Origin of the sequence: Amycolatopsis sp. cg13, assembly GCF_041346965.1 — a bacterium.
Lineage (GTDB): Bacteria > Actinomycetota > Actinomycetes > Mycobacteriales > Pseudonocardiaceae > Amycolatopsis.
This window is the reverse complement of record NZ_CP166848.1, coordinates 2,074,196-2,089,652: the sequence shown is the minus strand read 5'-3', so window position 1 is coordinate 2,089,652 and position 15,457 is coordinate 2,074,196. Positions and strand designations below refer to the sequence as shown.

Sequence of the window (15,457 nt, the reverse complement as noted above, 5' to 3'; positions counted from 1 at the left end):
TTCGACAGGGGCGCTCTCTTCTTCTAGCATGTCGTCGAAACGATGACAACTGCCGAGTCGTCGAGAGGATGACGCGATGGCGGAAGTGGATCCCGCCCTGCTGGTCGAGGGCGTCCGCGAGACGGTGCTGGCCGCCCGGGACGGCGGCGCGCCCGCCGAACGTTCGATGGCCGCGCTGTCCGCCTTGCGGGCGCTGCGCGACCAGCTCGGCGAGTGGGAGCCGGAACTGATCGCGGCCGCGCGGGAGTCGGGCGCGAGCTGGGCCGCGCTGGCCCCGGCGCTGGGCGTGGCGAGCAGACAGGCCGCCGAACGCCGGTACCTGCGGCTTCGGCCTTCGGCGACCGGGGAGACCACCGGCGAGGCCCGCGTCCACGCCGAACGGGACCGCCGCGCGGGAGACCGGGCGGTGGCGGACTGGGCGCGGCGCAACGCGGCGGTGCTGCGGCGTCTCGCCGCCGAGGTCAGCTCCGCGCCGGATTTGGACCCCGCGGGACAGGAAAGCGCCGACCGGCTCGGCGTCGCGCTGGGCGAGGACGACGTCACGAACCTTCTGCTGCCGCTGGCGGACGTCCGCGCGCACCTCGAATCGCGGCACGCCGCGCTGGCGGACCGGGTCGGCGAAGTCGGCGAGCACACGGACCGGGTGCGCCAGAACGCGGCCGGGCAGCGACGCGGACGCGCGCAGTGAGCCGGGCGCGCCTCGACCGGCGCAGCACGCCGCGCTGGCCGATCAGGTCGGCAAGCATGGGTGCCGGTTGCGGCGGGGCGAGGCCGGACAGCGCCGCAACCCGCCGGAATCGGACGTCCCCGGCAATCAGGCCGGCGAGCGCACTGCCCGGAACCAGGTGCCGCGGTCGCCCGCAATGAGCCGAACGTCGCATCCAGGGCGCCCCGCGCTGCCGGTTCCCCCGGGGATCCGAGATCATTTCCGGCGACGGCATTCGTGCGCGGTGCCGTCGTAAGGCATGCTATTCGCGGTTGAGCAGCCAGCCGCGTACTTTTCCTGCCCGGACGCAGGCGTTCCGGGCTTCCTGAGGAGGGAAAGAGCGATGAACGAGCTGACCGACCCGGTGATCGACCCGCCGGGTTCGCTGTCGATCGACCGGGCCGACCGCGCTCCCGCGGCGGTGCTGGCCCTGCGCGGGGACCTGGACCTCGGGACCGCCCCGCAATTGACGGCCGCGGTCGCCGAAACCGCCACCGGGAAGCCCCCGGTGCTGGTGCTGGACCTGACAGAGGTCGATTTCCTCGCCTCGGCCGGGCTGACCGTGCTGCTGGCCGCGTGCCGGGAGGCTCCGGCGGGCACCGAGGTGCGGATCGTCGCGTCCGGCCGGGCGACCCTGCGGCCGATCCAGTTGACCGGGCTGGAGCAGAGCCTGCCGCTGTACCCCACGCTCGAAGAGGCGCTGGCCGCGAAGTGATCAGGGCGTTCCGGCCCCTGCGGCGCGGTGAAGCACGACGAGTGCGACGTCGTCCTGCGGGGGCCGGGACCCCACCATGGCGGCCATGATCCGGGCGCAGGCCCGTTCCGGGTCCTCCGGCCGGACCAGTTCGGTCAGCTGGTCCATGCCGGTGTCGACGAGCCGGTCGCGCCGCTCGACGAGCCCGTCGGTGTAGAAGGCGGCGACGGCTCCGGGCGGCAGCTCGACGACCGTGGTGCGCCGCTCGACGGTGGCCCCGACAGTCAGGCCGACGGGCGGATCCGGCGGAGCCGCCACGAGTTCGGCCGGTTTGCCCGGCGACGCCACGACCGGCGGCAGGTGCCCGGCGAGCGACAGCGCGATGCTTTCGTGACCGGGTCTGAGAATGCCGTACGCGACCGTCGCCATCACGCCGTGTTCGAAGTGGTTCGCTTTGCGGTCCAGTTTGGCGAGAACTTGGGCGGGATCGTCGCAGTCGAGCGCGTACGCGCGCAGTGCGCTGCGGAGCCGTCCCATGATGACAGCGGCTTCGAGGCCGTGCCCGGACACGTCGCCCATCACGATGCCGGTCTGGCCGCCGGGAAGACGGAAGATGTCGTACCAGTCTCCGCCGAGCCCGGCCTCCGCGCCCGGCACGTAGCGGGCGGCGAGGCGCAGGCCGTCGATGACGGGCAGGACGCCGGGCAGCAGGCTGCGCTGCAGGGCGATGGTCGCGGCCTGGTTCTGGTGCATGATCTCCGCCTGCAGCACAGCGGCGAGCCGGTCGGCGAGCAGCCGCAAGGTTTCGATGTCGTCGGTGGTGAACCTGCGCTCCCGCACGGCTCCGATGTGCAGCACGCCGACCAGTTCGGTGCCCGCGAGCATCGGCACGCCGAGCATGGTGTGCAGGCCGCGTTCGGACAGCAGTGCGTTGAGCACCGTGGTCTTGTCGATGCGGTCGATGACGACCGGCTCCCGGCGCGCGGCGACGGCTCCGGCGAACCCCGCGCCCACCGGCACCTGGACGCCCTGGTAGACCTCCTCCTCGAGCCCGGCGGCCGCGACGGCGACGAGGCGGGCCCAGCGGGCGTCGTGCCGCAGCACGGTCGCGGTGTCGACGTCGAGCACGGCGCAAGCCCGGGCGAGGATCTTCGTGAGCTCCTCGCCGAGGTCGGCGTTGCTCGCCCCGGCGCCGAGGATTTCGGCGAGGCGAGTGCGCGATTCGGGCTCCGGCGCGTGAGGCGGCATGCAGCGACAGTAACCGAACCGGCTCCGAGGTCCAGAGATGTGCGGCGGCAGGTGTGAAGTCGGCCCTGTCCGGGTACGCCCGATTGGGCACCGGCGAAGTCGAGAACGAGAAAGGGACTTCCCCACGTGATGTCAAGCGGCTGCGGCGAGGGGCGGCGAAACGCGGCGGCGTTTTCCGGCACGGGCAGGTCCCCGCGCCCCGTCGCGCCGTCGGCGGGAGAGGGGGCTCTTTGTCCCGGCCAGCGGAAGAGGGTCCGGCGTTGACCGGCCAGGACGACGAGCCCTGGGTGCTGGATCTGCGCGGCACCGGCGTCGCGGCGCTGCCGCGCGTGCGCGCCTGGGCGGGCAAGTCGCTGGGGCACCTGTCGCCGGAGCACCTCGCCGACGTCTTGATGGTGATCGAAGAACTCGCCTCCAACGCCTACGAGCACACCTCGGGGCCGTCCTGTGCGAGATTGACGGTCCTGTCCCGGCCGTGCGTCGTGGTGATCGAAGTGGACGATCCGGAGCCCGGCCGCCCGCAGGTCCGCCCGCCCGACTTCGAACGGGCGCGCGGGCGGGGGATGCTGCTCGTCGACCGGCTCGCCGACGACTGGGGCGTGCACGAGCATTCCGGCGGCAAGACGGTCTGGGCCCGGCTCGGCTGCGGGGTGCCGGCGCGGGAGGCCTGCGAGCCGTCCCGCTGACGGCGGGATTCACCGGCCCTGCTGCGGGTCGGAGTCGTCGTGTTCGTCGCCGGAGGTGCCCTGTTCGCCGCGGATAGTCTCGCGTTCCTCTTCGGGGGTGTCGCCGTAGACGTCGTCGGATTCGCGTGGTTCGGTCATGGTTTTGCTCCCTTCGTTCGCCGCTCGGATACCCGGGCGGCGGCGCGGGCAACCCGGTTGTCCGCGCTCGCATCGGGTATCCGGCGGGCGAGACGGAAGGAGCGGCGGGATGGCCGAAGGGGACATTCACACGTGTCGCGAGGGCAGGCTGTGGAAGAACCGGATCGAGGGCGTCCGCCGGGTCGCGAACACCGCGGCGCGGCGCGGCGACGCGGTGTCGGTCGGCCGGGAAATGGCGCAGGCGCGCGGGGTCGGCCACTTCGTCCACGGAGAACCCCGGGCAAGCGGCGACGGCGAGATCGTCGAGCAGCGCTCCTACCGCCGCGCGACCGGCGTGGCGTGATTTTGGCGCGGTGCGGCGGAAAACGCTGTTTGTCCTGAACGGACGGGGGTATCCCGGCGGACCGACCGAGATGGAGGACCGCCATGACCACGTCTGTGCGCACTGAAGCGGAGGCCCGGCCGCTGGGCAGAGTATTCCGCCTGCCCGGGGTTTACCGTCCGCAAGAAGACACCGCGTTGCTCGCCGACGTGCTGGCGGCTGATTCGAGCATCGGATGCGGGATGCGCTGCGCGGACTTGGGAACCGGCAGCGGCGCGCTGGCGATCGCTCTGGCCCGGACGGGCGCCGCGGTCGTCGCGGCGGACATTTCGAGGCGGGCCTTGGCTTCCGCGTGGATGAACACCGTGCTGCGGGCGCTGCCGATCGGCCTGCTTCGCGGCGGGCTGCGGGAGGCAGCCGAGGCCGGACCGTACGACGTCGTGGTCGCCAATCCTCCCTACGTGCCTTCGCCGACGCCGACGGTTCGCTCGACTCGCGCGTGGGACGCCGGGCCGGACGGACGCGCGATGCTGGACCCGTTGTGCGCGGCCGCTCCTTCGCTGCTGACCCGCGCCGGCGCGCTCTACCTGGTGCAGTCGACGATGTCCGATGTGGACAAGACCCGGTTCGCGCTGGCGGCGGGCGGCTTGCGCAGCGAGGTGCTGGCGCGGGCGGAGGTGCCGTTCGGGCCGGTGGTGTCCGGGCGGCTGGACTACCTCGTCGAACGCGGATTCCTGCGGCCCGGCGACCGCGCGGAGGAACTGGTGGTGCTCCGTGCCGCGCGATGAACGCCGGGTCCGGGTGGTGCCGGGCGGGCCGGTCCTGGTGGAGGGACCGGTCGAGGTGTCCACTTCGGACGGACGAACGGTGCGGTCGGACCGGTTCGTCGTCGCGGTGTGCGCTTGCCGGCGGAGCAAGCGGTTTCCGTGGTGCGACACCAGTCATCGGAAGCGGGTCCGGGGTGGCGGCTGACTCGCTGAGGCCTGGTCGCGCGGGTTCGCGACCAGGCCTCTGTGCGGTCAGGGGAGCGGCTGGCGCAGCGACGACAGCCCGGCCTGCCAGCAGCCGAGCAGATGCTGGTCCAGTTGCGCCTCCAGGAATCCGGTGGCCTGGATGCCGAACACGACGTCCGCCGCCAGTTCCGGTTCCGCGGCCAGCAGTCCGCCCACGACCTCGTGCCGCATGACCTGCTCGTGCACCGCGTCGGCCTCGATGTGTTCGGTGTAGAAGAACCGGCAGGCCGCCGGCGCGTCGAGGCGGCGCAGGATCCGGTCCATCCGCTGCGCGCCCGGGGCGGTGGTGATCTCCGCGGCGGCGAAGTGCCCGACCAGTGACCCGCGCGACGCCCGGTGCAGGCCGAACATCGACATCATGTTGACCAGCGCGAGCATCGGCCCGGGAACGTGTTCGAGCAACGCCAGGTACCCGTCGGGCAGGCCGGCCGCCGCGAGCAGGTCGGCGAACAGCTTGGCGTGCACCCGGTCCGCGTGCCCGCCGCCGAACTCGTCGAACTCGACCGCCACCAGTCCCGCCTTCGCCGGGCCGGACAGCCGCGGGATGACCCAGGCGTGCGGGTCGGCTTCCTTGAGATGGTAGATCGAACGGTGCGCGAACAACTCTCTGATGTGCCACCATTCGCCTTCGGCCAGCAGGAAAGCGACCGCGCCGTCGGCGTCGTGTTCGGTGAGCAGCGCGTCGAGTTCGGCGCTCGCGTCGGAGCCGCCGGGAACCGCTTCGCGCAGGGCGGAGCGGAACGTGTTTTCCAGCTCTGCCCGGATTCGCAGCAGTGCGGTGTCCCATTCGCGCTCCGCGTCGATGCCCGGCAGCCCGCGGTAGTGCAGTTCGTAACAGAGATGCAGGGCGAGGTGGAGATCGTCGCCGAACGGATCCGCGTCCCGCAGATCGACGGCGGGCTGGCTGCCAGGCTCGCGCAGAATCTCCAGCAACGCGGCGGAAACCGGCCCGCGAGCAGTCGGCAGTGCGGTGAGGGAGGTCGTCATCGTCCCCGGGTACCCGCCTGACGCCGCCTCACGCGTGGGACGGTGCGTTCGGTGAGCATCGCGACGACTCGGTCGGGTCCGGCTTTGCGTTGTGCGGTTGAGCCGGTGCCGTCGCGGAGTGTGGTGCGGATGAGGCTGTGGGTGAGTTCCTGGTCGCCCGCCGCGCGGAGGGCGGGCCTGATGTGGCCGAGCAGGTCGGCGAGAACGTCGGCGGCGGGCAGCGGTCTCGCGCGGACCGGATCGACGAGGGCACCGGTGAGACCGTGTCGCGTCGCCAAGCCGGATTTGCTCGGCTATGGCGGACCTGCCTGACGCTGCCTCACGCGTGGGACGGTGCGTTCGGTGAGCATCGCGACGACTCGGTCGGGTCCGGCTTTGCGTTGCGCGGTTGAGCCGGTGCCGTCGCGGAGTGCGGTGCGGACGAGTCGGTGGGCGAGTTCTTCGTCTCCGGTGGCGCGGAGGGCGGGGCTGACGTGGCGGAGCAGGTCGGCGAGTACGTCGGCCGCGGGCAGCGGTCTCGCGCGGACCGGATCGACGAGGGCACCGGTGAGGCCGTGTCGCGTTGCCGCCCACACCGCTGCCGCGCCGATCTGCGGATCGATCTCGGGCGCCTGGACGCCTTTGTCGAGGTCAGCCAGCGCGGTAGCGACGAGCGCACGCGACAGGACCGCTTGGAGGAGCGCGCCTTCGACGGTCAGCGGCACATCGGCGACCCGCAACTCCACTGTCGGGTACCGCGGCGAAGGCCAAGCCAGCCAGAACGTCTGCTCGCGATCCACCAAAGCCCCGCAGGCCACCAGCGAATCGACGCGGCGCACGTGCTCGGCGTGCGAACTCGCGGGCGGCGTGAGCCCGGAGCCGGGGAAACGGCTCTGTTGAGCCATTCTCCAGCTGTGCAGCCCGGTGTCGCGACCGCGGTCGAACGGGGAGTTCGCCGACAGCGCGAGCAACGCCGGGAGCCACTGCGCGAGGTGATTCACGACGGCTACCGCGGTGTCCGCGTCCGGGACTCCGACGTGCACATGGCAACCGCAAGCCTCGTAATCAGCGGCCAGATCGCCGTAGTGCGCGTCGATTCGCGCGTACCGGTCCGGCGGCAACGGCTCGGCAGGGGAGCGGAGGGCACCGACGGGGCTGCCCGTCGCCAGGAGCGCGCAGCCGGCGTCGGTCGCGGCGCGGGACAGCGCGAGACGGCCGCGGCACAGCTGGTCGCGCAGTTGCGCCGCGGCCGTGCAGACGCCGGTGGCGTGTTCCACCTGGGTCGCCCGCAGTTCGCGGTGCACGGCCGCGCCGTCCGCGAGCCGCCCGACGGTGCCGAGTACCTCGTCCGCGGCGGGCATCGGGCGGCCGTCGTCCGGGTCGGCGAGCAGGAATTCTTCCTCGACACCGAGTGTCGGTACGTCCATCGGAACCTCCCCGGCCCGGAGTACCCAGGCGGGCGCGAGGCAATCCGGCAGTCCATTTCAGACACTGCCCGGCGGGTATCCGGCGCCGATCCGGATGTCGACCGGGACCGTCGGGAGCCGCGGCGCGCGGCCAGGCTGGAGGTCCGAGAGCGGGTCAGTCGTGGAACCGCGTCGTCTCGGCCAGCGGGGCCCGCCCGACGGCGAACCGGTTGACCGGCGCGGCGCGATCGGCGTACCCGAACGAGATCCCGAACAGCAGTTTCCCGCCGTCGAGGCCGAGCGTTTCCCGGACCGTGTCCGCGTAGAAGCTCAGCAATCCTTGCGGGCAGCTGGAAACCCCGTGCGCCTGCATGGCCAGCAGCAGGGTCTGGCCGTACATCCCGACGTCCGCCGCGAGCCGGGCTTCGGCGGTGTCCGGCGCGAACAGCAGCGCGACGTGCGGGGCGCCGTAGAAGCGCAGGCTTTCGGCGTCGTAGGCGGCACGCGCTTGGTGGTCGTCGAAGCCGATCTGCAGCGCTCCGTACAACGCGCCGCCCGCCGCTGCCCGGCGCTCCTGATGGACGGCTTCGTAAATCGCTTCGCTGTAGGGGAAATCGACCGACCGGCGACCTTCCTCGTGCGCGGCGACCAGCGCGTCGGCGAGCTGATCCCGCTTCGCTCCGCTGACGACCTCCACCTGCCACGGCTGAGCGTTGGAATTGGACGGCGCCGCGGCGGCGAGGTCGAAAATCTCGCGGAGGGTGCTGTCCGGAACGGGATCGGGCCGGAACGACCGGGTCGCGCGCCGCCCGCGGATGAGGGTCGCGGCGGCGTCGGCGAGTTCGGTGGCGGGCATCAGGAGGACTCCTTAGGTAAACGATCTCGTATACCTAAGCACGGTAGCAGGCTCCGGCGGCTTAAGTAAACGTTTCTGTACACTTAGCCGCATGGTCGAGGAGAAGACCCGCCGGGCCGGTCGCGGCGGACGCGAACGCGTGCTGGCCGCCGCCGCGGACCTGTTCGCCCGCCACGGCATCACCGGCACGACGATGGAACAGGTCGCGGCCGCGGCTCCGGTGTCGAAACGGACGCTGTACCTGCATTTCCCGGTCAAGGACGATCTGGTCGTCGCCTATCTGCAAGACCTCGTCCGCTCCGGCGACACCCTGCACGACGTGCTCGCCCGCGCGGATCTCCCGCCGCGGCAACGGCTTCTGGCGATGTTCGAGCTGCCGAAGTCCGAGCCGGTGCGCGGCTGCCTGTTCGTGGACGCGGCGGCGGAGTACCCCGACCCGTCCAGCGCGGTGCACGCCTATGTGCGGGAGCAGAAACTGCTGATGCTCCGGCTGGTTACGGATCTGGTCGCGGAGTTGGGGGCGACCGATCCTGGTGCGCTTGCCGAGCAGTTGGTCACGCTGGCTGACGGAGCGGCTAGCCGGGCGATGGTGCTCGGCGATCCGGGTTACGGCCGCCATGCGCGAGCGGCTGCCGAGGTGTTGCTGGAGCGGGCACTCGTGAGTGGCTAGCGCCGGCTTCGCCTCGGCCCGTCGCTCCGTACGTGAGGGGAACCCTGAGGGAATCAGATTCCCTCAGGGTTCCCCTCACGTACGTCTGAAGCGGAGCGGCCCCGGGCTAGGCGAGCTTCAGCAGCAGTTCGCTCACCTCCACCGGCATCGTGATCATGCAGTCGTGTCCGGTCGGCAGCTCCCACACCTGCGACGGCGTCCCGTTCGGCTGAATCGCCGGGACCGGGCGGCGGGTGATGCCTTCCGGGGTCGCGCCGACGCAGTGGATGTGCGTCCGCGGGATCGCGCGCGCGGCCGGGTTGTCGAGCCGCACTGGCTGTTGCAGGCAGCGGACCGGCTGGTCGGAGAGCATTTCGCGCAGCCAGGCGACGTCGGCCGGATCGGTGACGCCGAACAGGCCGAACGGCGCGGGCTGCTCCGGCAGCGGCGGGACGCGCCAGCCGTCGCCGTGCTGTGCGGCGAGGTCGATGAGGCGTTGGCTGATCGGCTGGACGTCGACCGCGGTTTCGCCGTCTTCGGGGACCATCGCGTCGAGGTAGACCAGTTCGGCGACCCGGTCCGGCAGCTCGTTGGCGGCAGAGGAGATGACCAGCCCGGCGTAGCTGTGGCCGACCAGTACCACGTCTTCCTCGGTGCGGAGCAGGTCGACGACGTCCTGGACATGGGTGTCGAGGCCGGTTTCCGGGCTGAGCAGGTGCTTCTTGTCGCCGTAGCCGGTCAGCGACGGCGCGAGCACCCGGTGCCCGGCCGATTCCAGCAGCGGGACCACCCGGTCCCACGCCCGGCCGCTGTGCCAAGCGCCGTGGACCAGCAGAAACGTCGTCATCGTCAGGTTCCTCGTTCACGAGATTAGCGGTTACCAGAAGTAACCCGGTACTGTTCGGTAACCATCGTGACCGCCCGCGCGGCGGCGGGCAATAAGGCACTAATTAGTGCCCCGGTTCTCCGGAGGTAACCATGGCCGACAACGTGTGCCGGACCCGAGTGGTCCTGGAGATCGTGGGCGACAAATGGGCGTTGCTGATCGTCCGCATGCTGCGCGACGGCCCGCGCCGGTTCACTGAGCTCAAAAGGGAAATCGAAGGAATCAGCCAGCGGATGCTCACCGTCACGCTGCGGGATTTGGAACGCGACGGGATCCTCACCCGGACTGTCCGCAATGTCATGCCGCCGCACGTTTCCTACGAGCTGACCGCGATGGGCCGGACCCTGCGGGAAGCGACCGCTCCGTTGCTGGAATGGAGCGTCGAGCATCTGGCGAAGATCGAAAAGGCCCGTGCGGACTACGACGCTCGCTGAACGGAATGCGCCAATTCGCTGAACCGGCGCAGCAACGGATCGCTTGACCGGCGCGTCGGCCACAGCAAGCGCAGTGGCACGCGGGGTGCGTTCCGCAGCGGGAGGTGTGCGACGCGCGCGTGAGTGTGCGCCTCGGCGGCGGAGGTGGTGGTCGACCCAACGGCCCGGCCGGACGCGATGATCGTGAGCCATTCGTCGTAGCTGCCGCACTGGATCACCTGCGCGGGCCGGGTTTCCGGCGGCCAGTCGAGCGGACTGGTCGCGCCGCTGACCGTGTTCACCACCACCGGATGCGCGGCCAGCTCCGCCCAATCCAGCTCCGCGCGCGCCGCCAGTTCCGAACCAGCGGCGACGGCGGCCAGCCGGTCTTCCTCGAACAGCAACGTCCCGCTGATCCCGGACGCGTCGACGTCCCCGCGCACCAACGCCGCGTCGACGTCGCCGGAATGCAGCGCGGCCACGATGTCGTCGCGGCGCAGGAGAGTGGCGGTCGCGCCGGTCGCGGTCTCGAAAGCGGACAGCAGATCGCTCGCCCACGGATCCGGCAGCGCCCACTGGAACCCGATCCGCAGCCCGGCATTTCCGCCCGCCGCGGCGAGTGCGGTGTCGAGATCGCGCAGCACGACGCGTAGCCGGCCGAGCAGTTCGCCGCCTGCTTCGGTCGGTTCGACACCGTGTGGGGTGCGTTCCAGCAGCCGCGTTCCGACCGATTCCTCGAGCTGCTGGATCGTCCGCGTGAGCGCCGGCTGGGTGATCAGCAGTTCGCGGCTCGCGGCCGTGAACGTGCCGCACGTCGCGACCGTCACGAACGCGCGCAGATGCCGCAGTTCGACCTCCATGCCCGGCAGCCTACCCAGCTATGCCCGCCGCGCATGGCGTCGCTGTGACAGGCATTTCCCTGCCAGGTTCGGGATTTCTAGCGTGGGAAGCATGGACCAGGAGATGACCGCCTTCCCCGGCTGGATCGTGCGCGACGGTGTGACGCTCGAGCAACTCGACCCCGCCATGCTGGACGACCTCGACACCACCGTCCGCGTGCGCTACTCCAGCATCAACTACAAAGACGCGCTCGCGCTGCACGGCCGTCCCGGCGTGATCCGGCGACACCCGCTGATCGCCGGGATCGACCTGACCGGCGAGGTGCTCGCGTCCCGGCATCCTCGTTGGCAGCCGGGAGACCTGGTCACGCTGAACGGTGCGGGTCTCGGCGAAGACCTGCACGGCGGTCTGGCTGGCCTCGCCGCGGTCAACGGCGACGACCTCGTCCGGGTTCCCACGGAACTGGGCCCGCTCCGCGCGGCGGCTATCGGCACCGCTGGATTCACCGCGGCGCTGAGCCTGCTCGCTCTGGAACGCCACGGCCTGGCCCCGGAAACCGGGCCGATCCTGGTCACCGGCGCGGGCGGCGGCGTCGGCTCGATCGCGGTAGCGCTGCTGGCGGCCGCTCGATACGAGGTCATCGCCGCCACTGGCCGTCCTTCCGAACTGTCGGGGCAGCTCACCGCGCTAGGTGCCGCGCGGGTCCTCGACCGCGCCGAACTCACGTCTTCCGGCAAGCCACTCGGCAAACAGCGCTGGGCAGGCGTGCTCGACGCGGTCGGCGGTCCGGTCCTCGCCGGTGCGCTGGCGGGGCTGCAGCATTCGGGCGTCGCGACGACCTGCGGACTCGCCGGTGGCACCGAGTATTCCGGCAACGTCCTGCCGTTCATCCTGCGCGGCGTCTCCTTGCTCGGGATCGACTCCGTCCGCACGCCGCCGCTCCGCCGCGAGGCCGCCTGGCAGCGGCTGGCTCAACTGCTCGACCCGGCGCTCCTGGACTCCGTGACGCGTGTCGTCCCGCTCTCCGCGGCGAAGGACGCCGCCGCTTCGCTCCTGGCCGGTGCTGGTACCGGCCGCATCGTGGTCGACGTCGCTTCGGCCTGAAAGGAAAGAAAATGCCCGCCTTCGACGAACTGATGACCTTGCGCGACCGCCCGCGCCCGGCAGCCGACGAGGTCACGATCACCGGCGCGGACCCGCTTTTCGCGTCGCCGTTCCGGATCGGCGAAACCCTCGCCGACGCACTCGCCGCCCGCGCGGTCGCCGCGAACGACCTGTGGGAACTGCGCACCGGACGTCGGCAGAAGATCGGCGTCGACGTCCGCGCCGCCGCGGCCACCGCTCTCGGCGGCGAAGACATGACACTCATCCGTGCCGCGGACGGTTCGTATCGTCCCGCGCCGCTTTCGCCCGCCGTCGAGCACATGGTCGCGCTCACCCAGCCCTGGCCGACCGCTGACGGACGCTGGTTTCTGCCGCATTTCAACCTGCCGCACCTGGAACGCCGGGTCCTGGACGTCCTCGACTGCGAGCCGACGCCGTCCTCCGTCGCCGCCGCGGTCGCCAAGTGGAAGGCAGATGACATCGAGGACGCCATCGCCGCCGCCGGCGCGTGCGGCGGAGTGGTCCGGACGCCGGACGAATGGCGATCGCACCCGCACGGCTCCTACCTGGCCTCGCGCCCGGTTGTCGAGATCACCAAAATCGCCGACGGCGCCCCATCTCCGCTGCCCGACGGCGGCACTTCGCCTCTTTCTGGCGTCCGAGTCCTGGACCTGACCCGGATCCTGGCCGGCCCGACTGCCGCGCTGAGCCTGGCCGAACACGGCGCGAACGTGCTGATGGTGACCGCTCCGCACCTACCGCAAGTCGCGCCGTTCGTCCGGGATACCAGTCACGGCAAGCGAAGCACGTACCTCGATTACTCCACAGTGGACGATGCAGCCCGATTGCGGTCCTTGGCCAGCACCGCGGATGTGTTCGTCGAAGGCTACCGCCCAGGCCGGATGTCCGCCCACGGGTTCGGCCCCGAGGATGTCGCGGCGCTGCGTCCGGGAATCGTCTACGTGACCGTGAACTGCTTCGGCTCCGGCGGCCCGTTCGGAATGCGCGCCGGATGGGACCAGGTCGCCCAAGCCGTGACCGGTGCGTGCGTGATCCAGGGCGGCGACCGTCCACAGTTGACTCCGGTGTACCTGTGCGATTTCCTGACCGGCTTCCTCGGGAGCTACGGCGCGATGCTGGCTTTGGCCCGGCGGGCTCGGGAAGGCGGTTCGTATCATGTGCAGGTTTCGCTGTGCCAGTCGTCGATGTTGTTGCAGCGGCAGGGGTTGCTGACGGATTACGCGGATGCGCCGGGCCGTCTTTCCCCGGCGGAATTCGAGCGGTACGCGGTTTCGGATGACGACACGATTTACGGCGATCTGAAGAGCCTCGGTCCGGTGATCCGGATGAGCGAGACCCCGCCGCACTGGGCTGGGACGACCCCTCGGCTGGGGAGTTCGCGGCCGGAGTGGTGACCTGCCTGCCGGACCGCGCGCTCGCGGTCCGGCCTCCTGGTGTGATTGATCTGGCCGTGGTAGTTTTGATTCAGTCAGATAAAACAGCAGGTGAGGCGATGGACCGGACATTCACCAACCAGGCGCGGCGCGCGCAGATCGTGCAAGCCGCGATCGACGCGATCGCGGAACTCGGCTACGCCAAGGCGTCCTTCGCGCAGATCACCAAGCGAGCCGGGCTGCGCAGCCCGCGGATGATCTCGTACCACTTCGCCGACAAGAACGACCTGATCCGCCAGATCGCCGTCGAAGTCTTCACCGCCGGCGCTCGGTACATCTACGAGCACACCGAGGCCGCGGAGACCGATCAGGGCAAGCTCCGCGCTTACCTGGAGGCCAACCTGCGCTTCCTGCGCGAGCATCCGAAAGAGGTCGCGGCGCTGACCGAGATCGGCAGGCACCTGCGCGCCGACGAGGGGGAGGCCTACACCTCGACCCGCGCGCAAGAGGTCAGCGTGCAAAGCCTGGAAACCCTGCTGGCGCAAGGCCAGTCCAGCGGCGAGTTCCGGGACTTCGACGTCCGTTCGATGGCGATCATGATCCGCGCCGCGGTCGACGGTGCCGCGCAGCGCCTGCGCGAGGAACCGGAATTCGATTTCGACGCCTATTCGCGCGAAGTCGTCGCCACCTTCGCTTTCGCTACCCGGAAACAGTAACTCGTCATGTTTGGGGGAATCATGATGACCGGCAAACCCGACGTGCGCGGCAGTCTGAGGCGGCTTCCGCTCCTGGAGCTCCTGGCACCGCTCGTCCTCTTCTACGGCCTGCGCTGGCTGGGGGTGGACCAGTTCGTGGCGCTGCTGGCGGGGAGCGTCATCCCGGCTGTCGGCGCTGTTCGCGGTCTCATCGCCGAGCGGCGGATCTCCGGAGTGCGGCTGTTCGTCCTCGGGACCATGGCGGTGACAGTCGCCGGTTCGTTCGTCACGGGGAGCCCTCGCGCGCTCCTGTTGCGCGGTGCCGTGCTGACCGTCGCACTTGGCTTTTTCTTGCTCGCGACCCTGTTCTTCCGCCGCCCATTCTTGTACGAAGCCGCCCGTGTCGTGTTCGACGAAGAAAAACAGCGCGTGTGGGAACGGAACTGGGACGACTTTCCGCCGTTCCGGCAGTTGCTGTGGCGGATCAGCCTGATCTGGGGCATCGCCTGCCTGGCCGACGCCGCGATCCGAGTGGCCGTCGCGCTGCTGTTGCCGGTCGACATCGTGCCGGTCTTGGACGACGGACTCCTCGTGGTCACCCTGCTGACCCTCGTCGTCGTCCAACGTCTCTACGGCAGGTCTTTCTTGCGGCGCAACGGACTTCGGCTGGACGGCGTGCGCATCCTTCCCTTGGCGGAGGCGTGATGCGCGTAGCCTTGATCACCGGAGGCGGCAGCGGAATCGGCGCCGCCGCGGCTCGCCGGTTCGCCGCCCAGGGGATCCGGGTCGTGCTCGTCGATCGAGACGAGGAACGGGGTGCTGCGGTCGCCGCTGAACTGGACGGCCGGTTCGTTGCCGCCGATGTCGGATCGCTGGCGGACAACGAGCGAGCGGTGCGCACCGCGGTGGAGGAGTTCGGGCGGTTGGATGTCGTGCTGCTCAACGCCGGAGTGCCCGGCCGGTGCGGCCTGGCTGATTTCACCGAACTGTCCTACCGGGACACTATGCGGACCAATGTGGACGGTGTCGTGTACGGCCTGCACGCTTGCCTGCCGCAGTTGCGCGGCCAAGGCGGGGGATCGGTCGTCGTGACGGCGAGTTTGGCCGGGCTCACCGGCTCGCCGGACCTGTTCTACGCGACCGGCAAGTACGCCTTGGTCGGCCTGGTCCGGTCGGCCGCGCCGCACCTGGCCGCGGACGGCATCCGGATCAACGCCCTCTGCCCCGGCCTGGTGGACACGCCGATCATCGCGGGATTCCGCCCGGTGCTGGAGAAAGCCGGGCTCGGGATCGCCGACCCCGCCGAAGCCGCGACGGCGGTCGAGACGATCCTGGCCGACGGCGGCACCGGGGGCGCGTGGGTGGTGCAGGCCGGCCGCCCGGCGGGCCTGGTGCCGGTCCCGGAAATAGCGCTCGCGGGCTGAGCCCGGTCTCCGGGTTG

At 70.6% G+C, this 15,457-nt stretch carries 21 protein-coding genes; 13 read left to right on the top strand and 8 right to left on the bottom strand.

Going from position 1 to position 15,457, the window contains the following annotated elements; translation table 11 throughout:
* Positions 1-76: 76 nt before the first annotated feature.
* The gene (locus tag AB5I40_RS09245) at positions 77-688 is read left to right on the top strand and encodes an HSP18 transcriptional regulator (RefSeq protein ID WP_370938027.1); all 612 of its coding nucleotides are present in this window, start codon (positions 77-79) and stop codon (positions 686-688) included.
* Positions 689-1,049: 361 nt separating this feature from the next.
* On the top strand, positions 1,050-1,421 hold the full coding sequence (locus tag AB5I40_RS09240) for an STAS domain-containing protein (protein WP_370938026.1): 372 nt from the start codon (positions 1,050-1,052) through the stop codon (positions 1,419-1,421).
* On the opposite strand, the gene AB5I40_RS09235 is transcribed toward AB5I40_RS09240, so the two are convergent.
* A complete protein-coding gene (locus tag AB5I40_RS09235; RefSeq protein WP_370938025.1) occupies positions 1,422-2,648 on the bottom strand; it encodes a PP2C family protein-serine/threonine phosphatase in 1,227 nt (408 codons plus the stop codon).
* 230 nt (positions 2,649-2,878) lie between these two features.
* Here AB5I40_RS09235 and AB5I40_RS09230 point away from each other — a divergent pair, with 230 nt between their 5' ends.
* Entirely contained in the window at positions 2,879-3,334 is a 456-nt protein-coding gene (locus AB5I40_RS09230; protein WP_370938024.1) for an ATP-binding protein, read from the top strand.
* 9 nt (positions 3,335-3,343) lie between these two features.
* Here AB5I40_RS09230 and AB5I40_RS09225 read toward each other — a convergent pair whose 3' ends face one another.
* Complete coding sequence (locus AB5I40_RS09225) at positions 3,344-3,472, bottom strand: hypothetical protein (protein ID WP_268744698.1); 129 nt, start codon at positions 3,470-3,472, stop codon at positions 3,344-3,346.
* A gap of 109 nt (positions 3,473-3,581) precedes the next feature.
* On the opposite strand from AB5I40_RS09225, the gene AB5I40_RS09220 reads away from it, so the two are divergent.
* The 3 genes from AB5I40_RS09220 (at position 3,582) to AB5I40_RS09210 (ending at position 4,766) form a co-directional block, all read left to right on the top strand.
* Positions 3,582-3,815, top strand: coding sequence for a DUF2188 domain-containing protein (locus AB5I40_RS09220; protein WP_370938023.1), 234 nt, complete (start codon positions 3,582-3,584; stop codon positions 3,813-3,815).
* A gap of 83 nt (positions 3,816-3,898) precedes the next feature.
* Entirely contained in the window at positions 3,899-4,582 is a 684-nt protein-coding gene (locus AB5I40_RS09215) for a methyltransferase (RefSeq protein ID WP_370938022.1), read from the top strand.
* Entirely contained in the window at positions 4,569-4,766 is a 198-nt protein-coding gene (locus AB5I40_RS09210) for a CDGSH iron-sulfur domain-containing protein (RefSeq protein ID WP_370938021.1), read from the top strand. The genes AB5I40_RS09215 and AB5I40_RS09210 overlap by 14 nt, the downstream gene beginning before the upstream one ends.
* 47 nt (positions 4,767-4,813) lie before the next feature.
* Here the strand turns inward: AB5I40_RS09210 and AB5I40_RS09205 are convergent, their stop codons facing one another.
* From AB5I40_RS09205 to AB5I40_RS09190, 4 genes are all read right to left on the bottom strand, one after another.
* Positions 4,814-5,794, bottom strand: coding sequence for an iron-containing redox enzyme family protein (locus tag AB5I40_RS09205; protein WP_370938020.1), 981 nt, complete (start codon positions 5,792-5,794; stop codon positions 4,814-4,816).
* The gene (locus AB5I40_RS09200) at positions 5,791-6,072 is read right to left on the bottom strand and encodes a hypothetical protein (protein WP_370938019.1); all 282 of its coding nucleotides are present in this window, start codon (positions 6,070-6,072) and stop codon (positions 5,791-5,793) included. Before AB5I40_RS09200 ends, AB5I40_RS09205 begins: the two co-directional genes overlap by 4 nt.
* A 15-nt stretch (positions 6,073-6,087) precedes the next feature.
* Positions 6,088-7,200, bottom strand: coding sequence for a glutamate--cysteine ligase (locus AB5I40_RS09195; protein WP_370938018.1), 1,113 nt, complete (start codon positions 7,198-7,200; stop codon positions 6,088-6,090).
* A gap of 154 nt (positions 7,201-7,354) precedes the next feature.
* Positions 7,355-8,035: a nitroreductase gene (locus AB5I40_RS09190; RefSeq protein ID WP_370938017.1), complete on the bottom strand. Its 681-nt coding sequence runs from the start codon at positions 8,033-8,035 to the stop codon at positions 7,355-7,357.
* 91 nt (positions 8,036-8,126) lie between these two features.
* Here AB5I40_RS09190 and AB5I40_RS09185 point away from each other — a divergent pair, with 91 nt between their 5' ends.
* Positions 8,127-8,705 carry a TetR/AcrR family transcriptional regulator gene (locus tag AB5I40_RS09185; protein WP_370938016.1) on the top strand — a complete coding sequence of 193 codons (579 nt, stop codon included), beginning with the start codon at positions 8,127-8,129 and terminating at the stop codon, positions 8,703-8,705.
* A gap of 106 nt (positions 8,706-8,811) precedes the next feature.
* Here AB5I40_RS09185 and AB5I40_RS09180 read toward each other — a convergent pair whose 3' ends face one another.
* Positions 8,812-9,531, bottom strand: coding sequence for an alpha/beta fold hydrolase (locus AB5I40_RS09180; RefSeq protein WP_370938015.1), 720 nt, complete (start codon positions 9,529-9,531; stop codon positions 8,812-8,814).
* Positions 9,532-9,662: 131 nt separating this feature from the next.
* Between AB5I40_RS09180 and AB5I40_RS09175 the strand changes: the two genes are divergently transcribed.
* A complete protein-coding gene (locus AB5I40_RS09175) occupies positions 9,663-10,004 on the top strand; it encodes a winged helix-turn-helix transcriptional regulator (protein WP_370938014.1) in 342 nt (113 codons plus the stop codon).
* On the opposite strand, the gene AB5I40_RS09170 is transcribed toward AB5I40_RS09175, so the two are convergent.
* Complete coding sequence (locus AB5I40_RS09170) at positions 9,989-10,843, bottom strand: LysR family transcriptional regulator (RefSeq protein ID WP_370938013.1); 855 nt, start codon at positions 10,841-10,843, stop codon at positions 9,989-9,991. The two genes, AB5I40_RS09175 and AB5I40_RS09170, sit on opposite strands and share 16 nt — an antisense overlap.
* 91 nt (positions 10,844-10,934) lie before the next feature.
* Between AB5I40_RS09170 and AB5I40_RS09165 the strand changes: the two genes are divergently transcribed.
* The 5 genes from AB5I40_RS09165 to AB5I40_RS09145 all read left to right on the top strand — a co-directional run bounded on the left by AB5I40_RS09165 (position 10,935) and on the right by AB5I40_RS09145 (position 15,440).
* On the top strand, positions 10,935-11,927 hold the full coding sequence (locus AB5I40_RS09165; protein WP_370938012.1) for an MDR family oxidoreductase: 993 nt from the start codon (positions 10,935-10,937) through the stop codon (positions 11,925-11,927).
* Between the two features lie 11 nt (positions 11,928-11,938).
* Positions 11,939-13,342 (top strand): CoA transferase, encoded by a 1,404-nt coding sequence (locus AB5I40_RS09160; RefSeq protein WP_370938011.1) that lies wholly within the window; start codon positions 11,939-11,941, stop codon positions 13,340-13,342.
* Between the two features lie 98 nt (positions 13,343-13,440).
* Positions 13,441-14,037: a TetR/AcrR family transcriptional regulator gene (locus tag AB5I40_RS09155; protein WP_370938010.1), complete on the top strand. Its 597-nt coding sequence runs from the start codon at positions 13,441-13,443 to the stop codon at positions 14,035-14,037.
* 24 nt (positions 14,038-14,061) lie between these two features.
* Positions 14,062-14,721 carry a VC0807 family protein gene (locus tag AB5I40_RS09150; protein ID WP_370938009.1) on the top strand — a complete coding sequence of 220 codons (660 nt, stop codon included), beginning with the start codon at positions 14,062-14,064 and terminating at the stop codon, positions 14,719-14,721.
* Complete coding sequence (locus AB5I40_RS09145; RefSeq protein WP_370938008.1) at positions 14,721-15,440, top strand: SDR family NAD(P)-dependent oxidoreductase; 720 nt, start codon at positions 14,721-14,723, stop codon at positions 15,438-15,440. Before AB5I40_RS09150 ends, AB5I40_RS09145 begins: the two co-directional genes overlap by 1 nt.
* Positions 15,441-15,457 lie beyond the last annotated feature (17 nt).

Bases quoted from the DNA above. Each gene is read 5' to 3' on its own strand.
- AB5I40_RS09225 (WP_268744698.1), bottom strand. From the start codon at position 3,472: ATGACCGAACCACGCGAATCCGACGACGTCTACGGCGACACCCCCGAA.
- AB5I40_RS09195 (WP_370938018.1), bottom strand. From the start codon at position 7,200: ATGGACGTACCGACACTCGGTGTCGAGGAAGAATTCCTGCTCGCCGAC.
- AB5I40_RS09175 (WP_370938014.1), top strand. From the start codon at position 9,663: ATGGCCGACAACGTGTGCCGGACCCGAGTGGTCCTGGAGATCGTGGGC.
- AB5I40_RS09145 (WP_370938008.1), top strand. From the start codon at position 14,721: ATGCGCGTAGCCTTGATCACCGGAGGCGGCAGCGGAATCGGCGCCGCC.
- AB5I40_RS09165 (WP_370938012.1), top strand. From the start codon at position 10,935: ATGGACCAGGAGATGACCGCCTTCCCCGGCTGGATCGTGCGCGACGGT.
- AB5I40_RS09190 (WP_370938017.1), bottom strand. From the start codon at position 8,035: ATGCCCGCCACCGAACTCGCCGACGCCGCCGCGACCCTCATCCGCGGG.
- AB5I40_RS09180 (WP_370938015.1), bottom strand. From the start codon at position 9,531: ATGACGACGTTTCTGCTGGTCCACGGCGCTTGGCACAGCGGCCGGGCG.
- AB5I40_RS09215 (WP_370938022.1), top strand. From the start codon at position 3,899: ATGACCACGTCTGTGCGCACTGAAGCGGAGGCCCGGCCGCTGGGCAGA.
- AB5I40_RS09245 (WP_370938027.1), top strand. From the start codon at position 77: ATGGCGGAAGTGGATCCCGCCCTGCTGGTCGAGGGCGTCCGCGAGACG.
- AB5I40_RS09170 (WP_370938013.1), bottom strand. From the start codon at position 10,843: ATGGAGGTCGAACTGCGGCATCTGCGCGCGTTCGTGACGGTCGCGACG.
- AB5I40_RS09160 (WP_370938011.1), top strand. From the start codon at position 11,939: ATGCCCGCCTTCGACGAACTGATGACCTTGCGCGACCGCCCGCGCCCG.
- AB5I40_RS09220 (WP_370938023.1), top strand. From the start codon at position 3,582: ATGGCCGAAGGGGACATTCACACGTGTCGCGAGGGCAGGCTGTGGAAG.
- AB5I40_RS09205 (WP_370938020.1), bottom strand. From the start codon at position 5,794: ATGACGACCTCCCTCACCGCACTGCCGACTGCTCGCGGGCCGGTTTCC.
- AB5I40_RS09240 (WP_370938026.1), top strand. From the start codon at position 1,050: ATGAACGAGCTGACCGACCCGGTGATCGACCCGCCGGGTTCGCTGTCG.
- AB5I40_RS09235 (WP_370938025.1), bottom strand. From the start codon at position 2,648: ATGCCGCCTCACGCGCCGGAGCCCGAATCGCGCACTCGCCTCGCCGAA.
- AB5I40_RS09150 (WP_370938009.1), top strand. From the start codon at position 14,062: ATGACCGGCAAACCCGACGTGCGCGGCAGTCTGAGGCGGCTTCCGCTC.
- AB5I40_RS09155 (WP_370938010.1), top strand. From the start codon at position 13,441: ATGGACCGGACATTCACCAACCAGGCGCGGCGCGCGCAGATCGTGCAA.
- AB5I40_RS09185 (WP_370938016.1), top strand. From the start codon at position 8,127: ATGGTCGAGGAGAAGACCCGCCGGGCCGGTCGCGGCGGACGCGAACGC.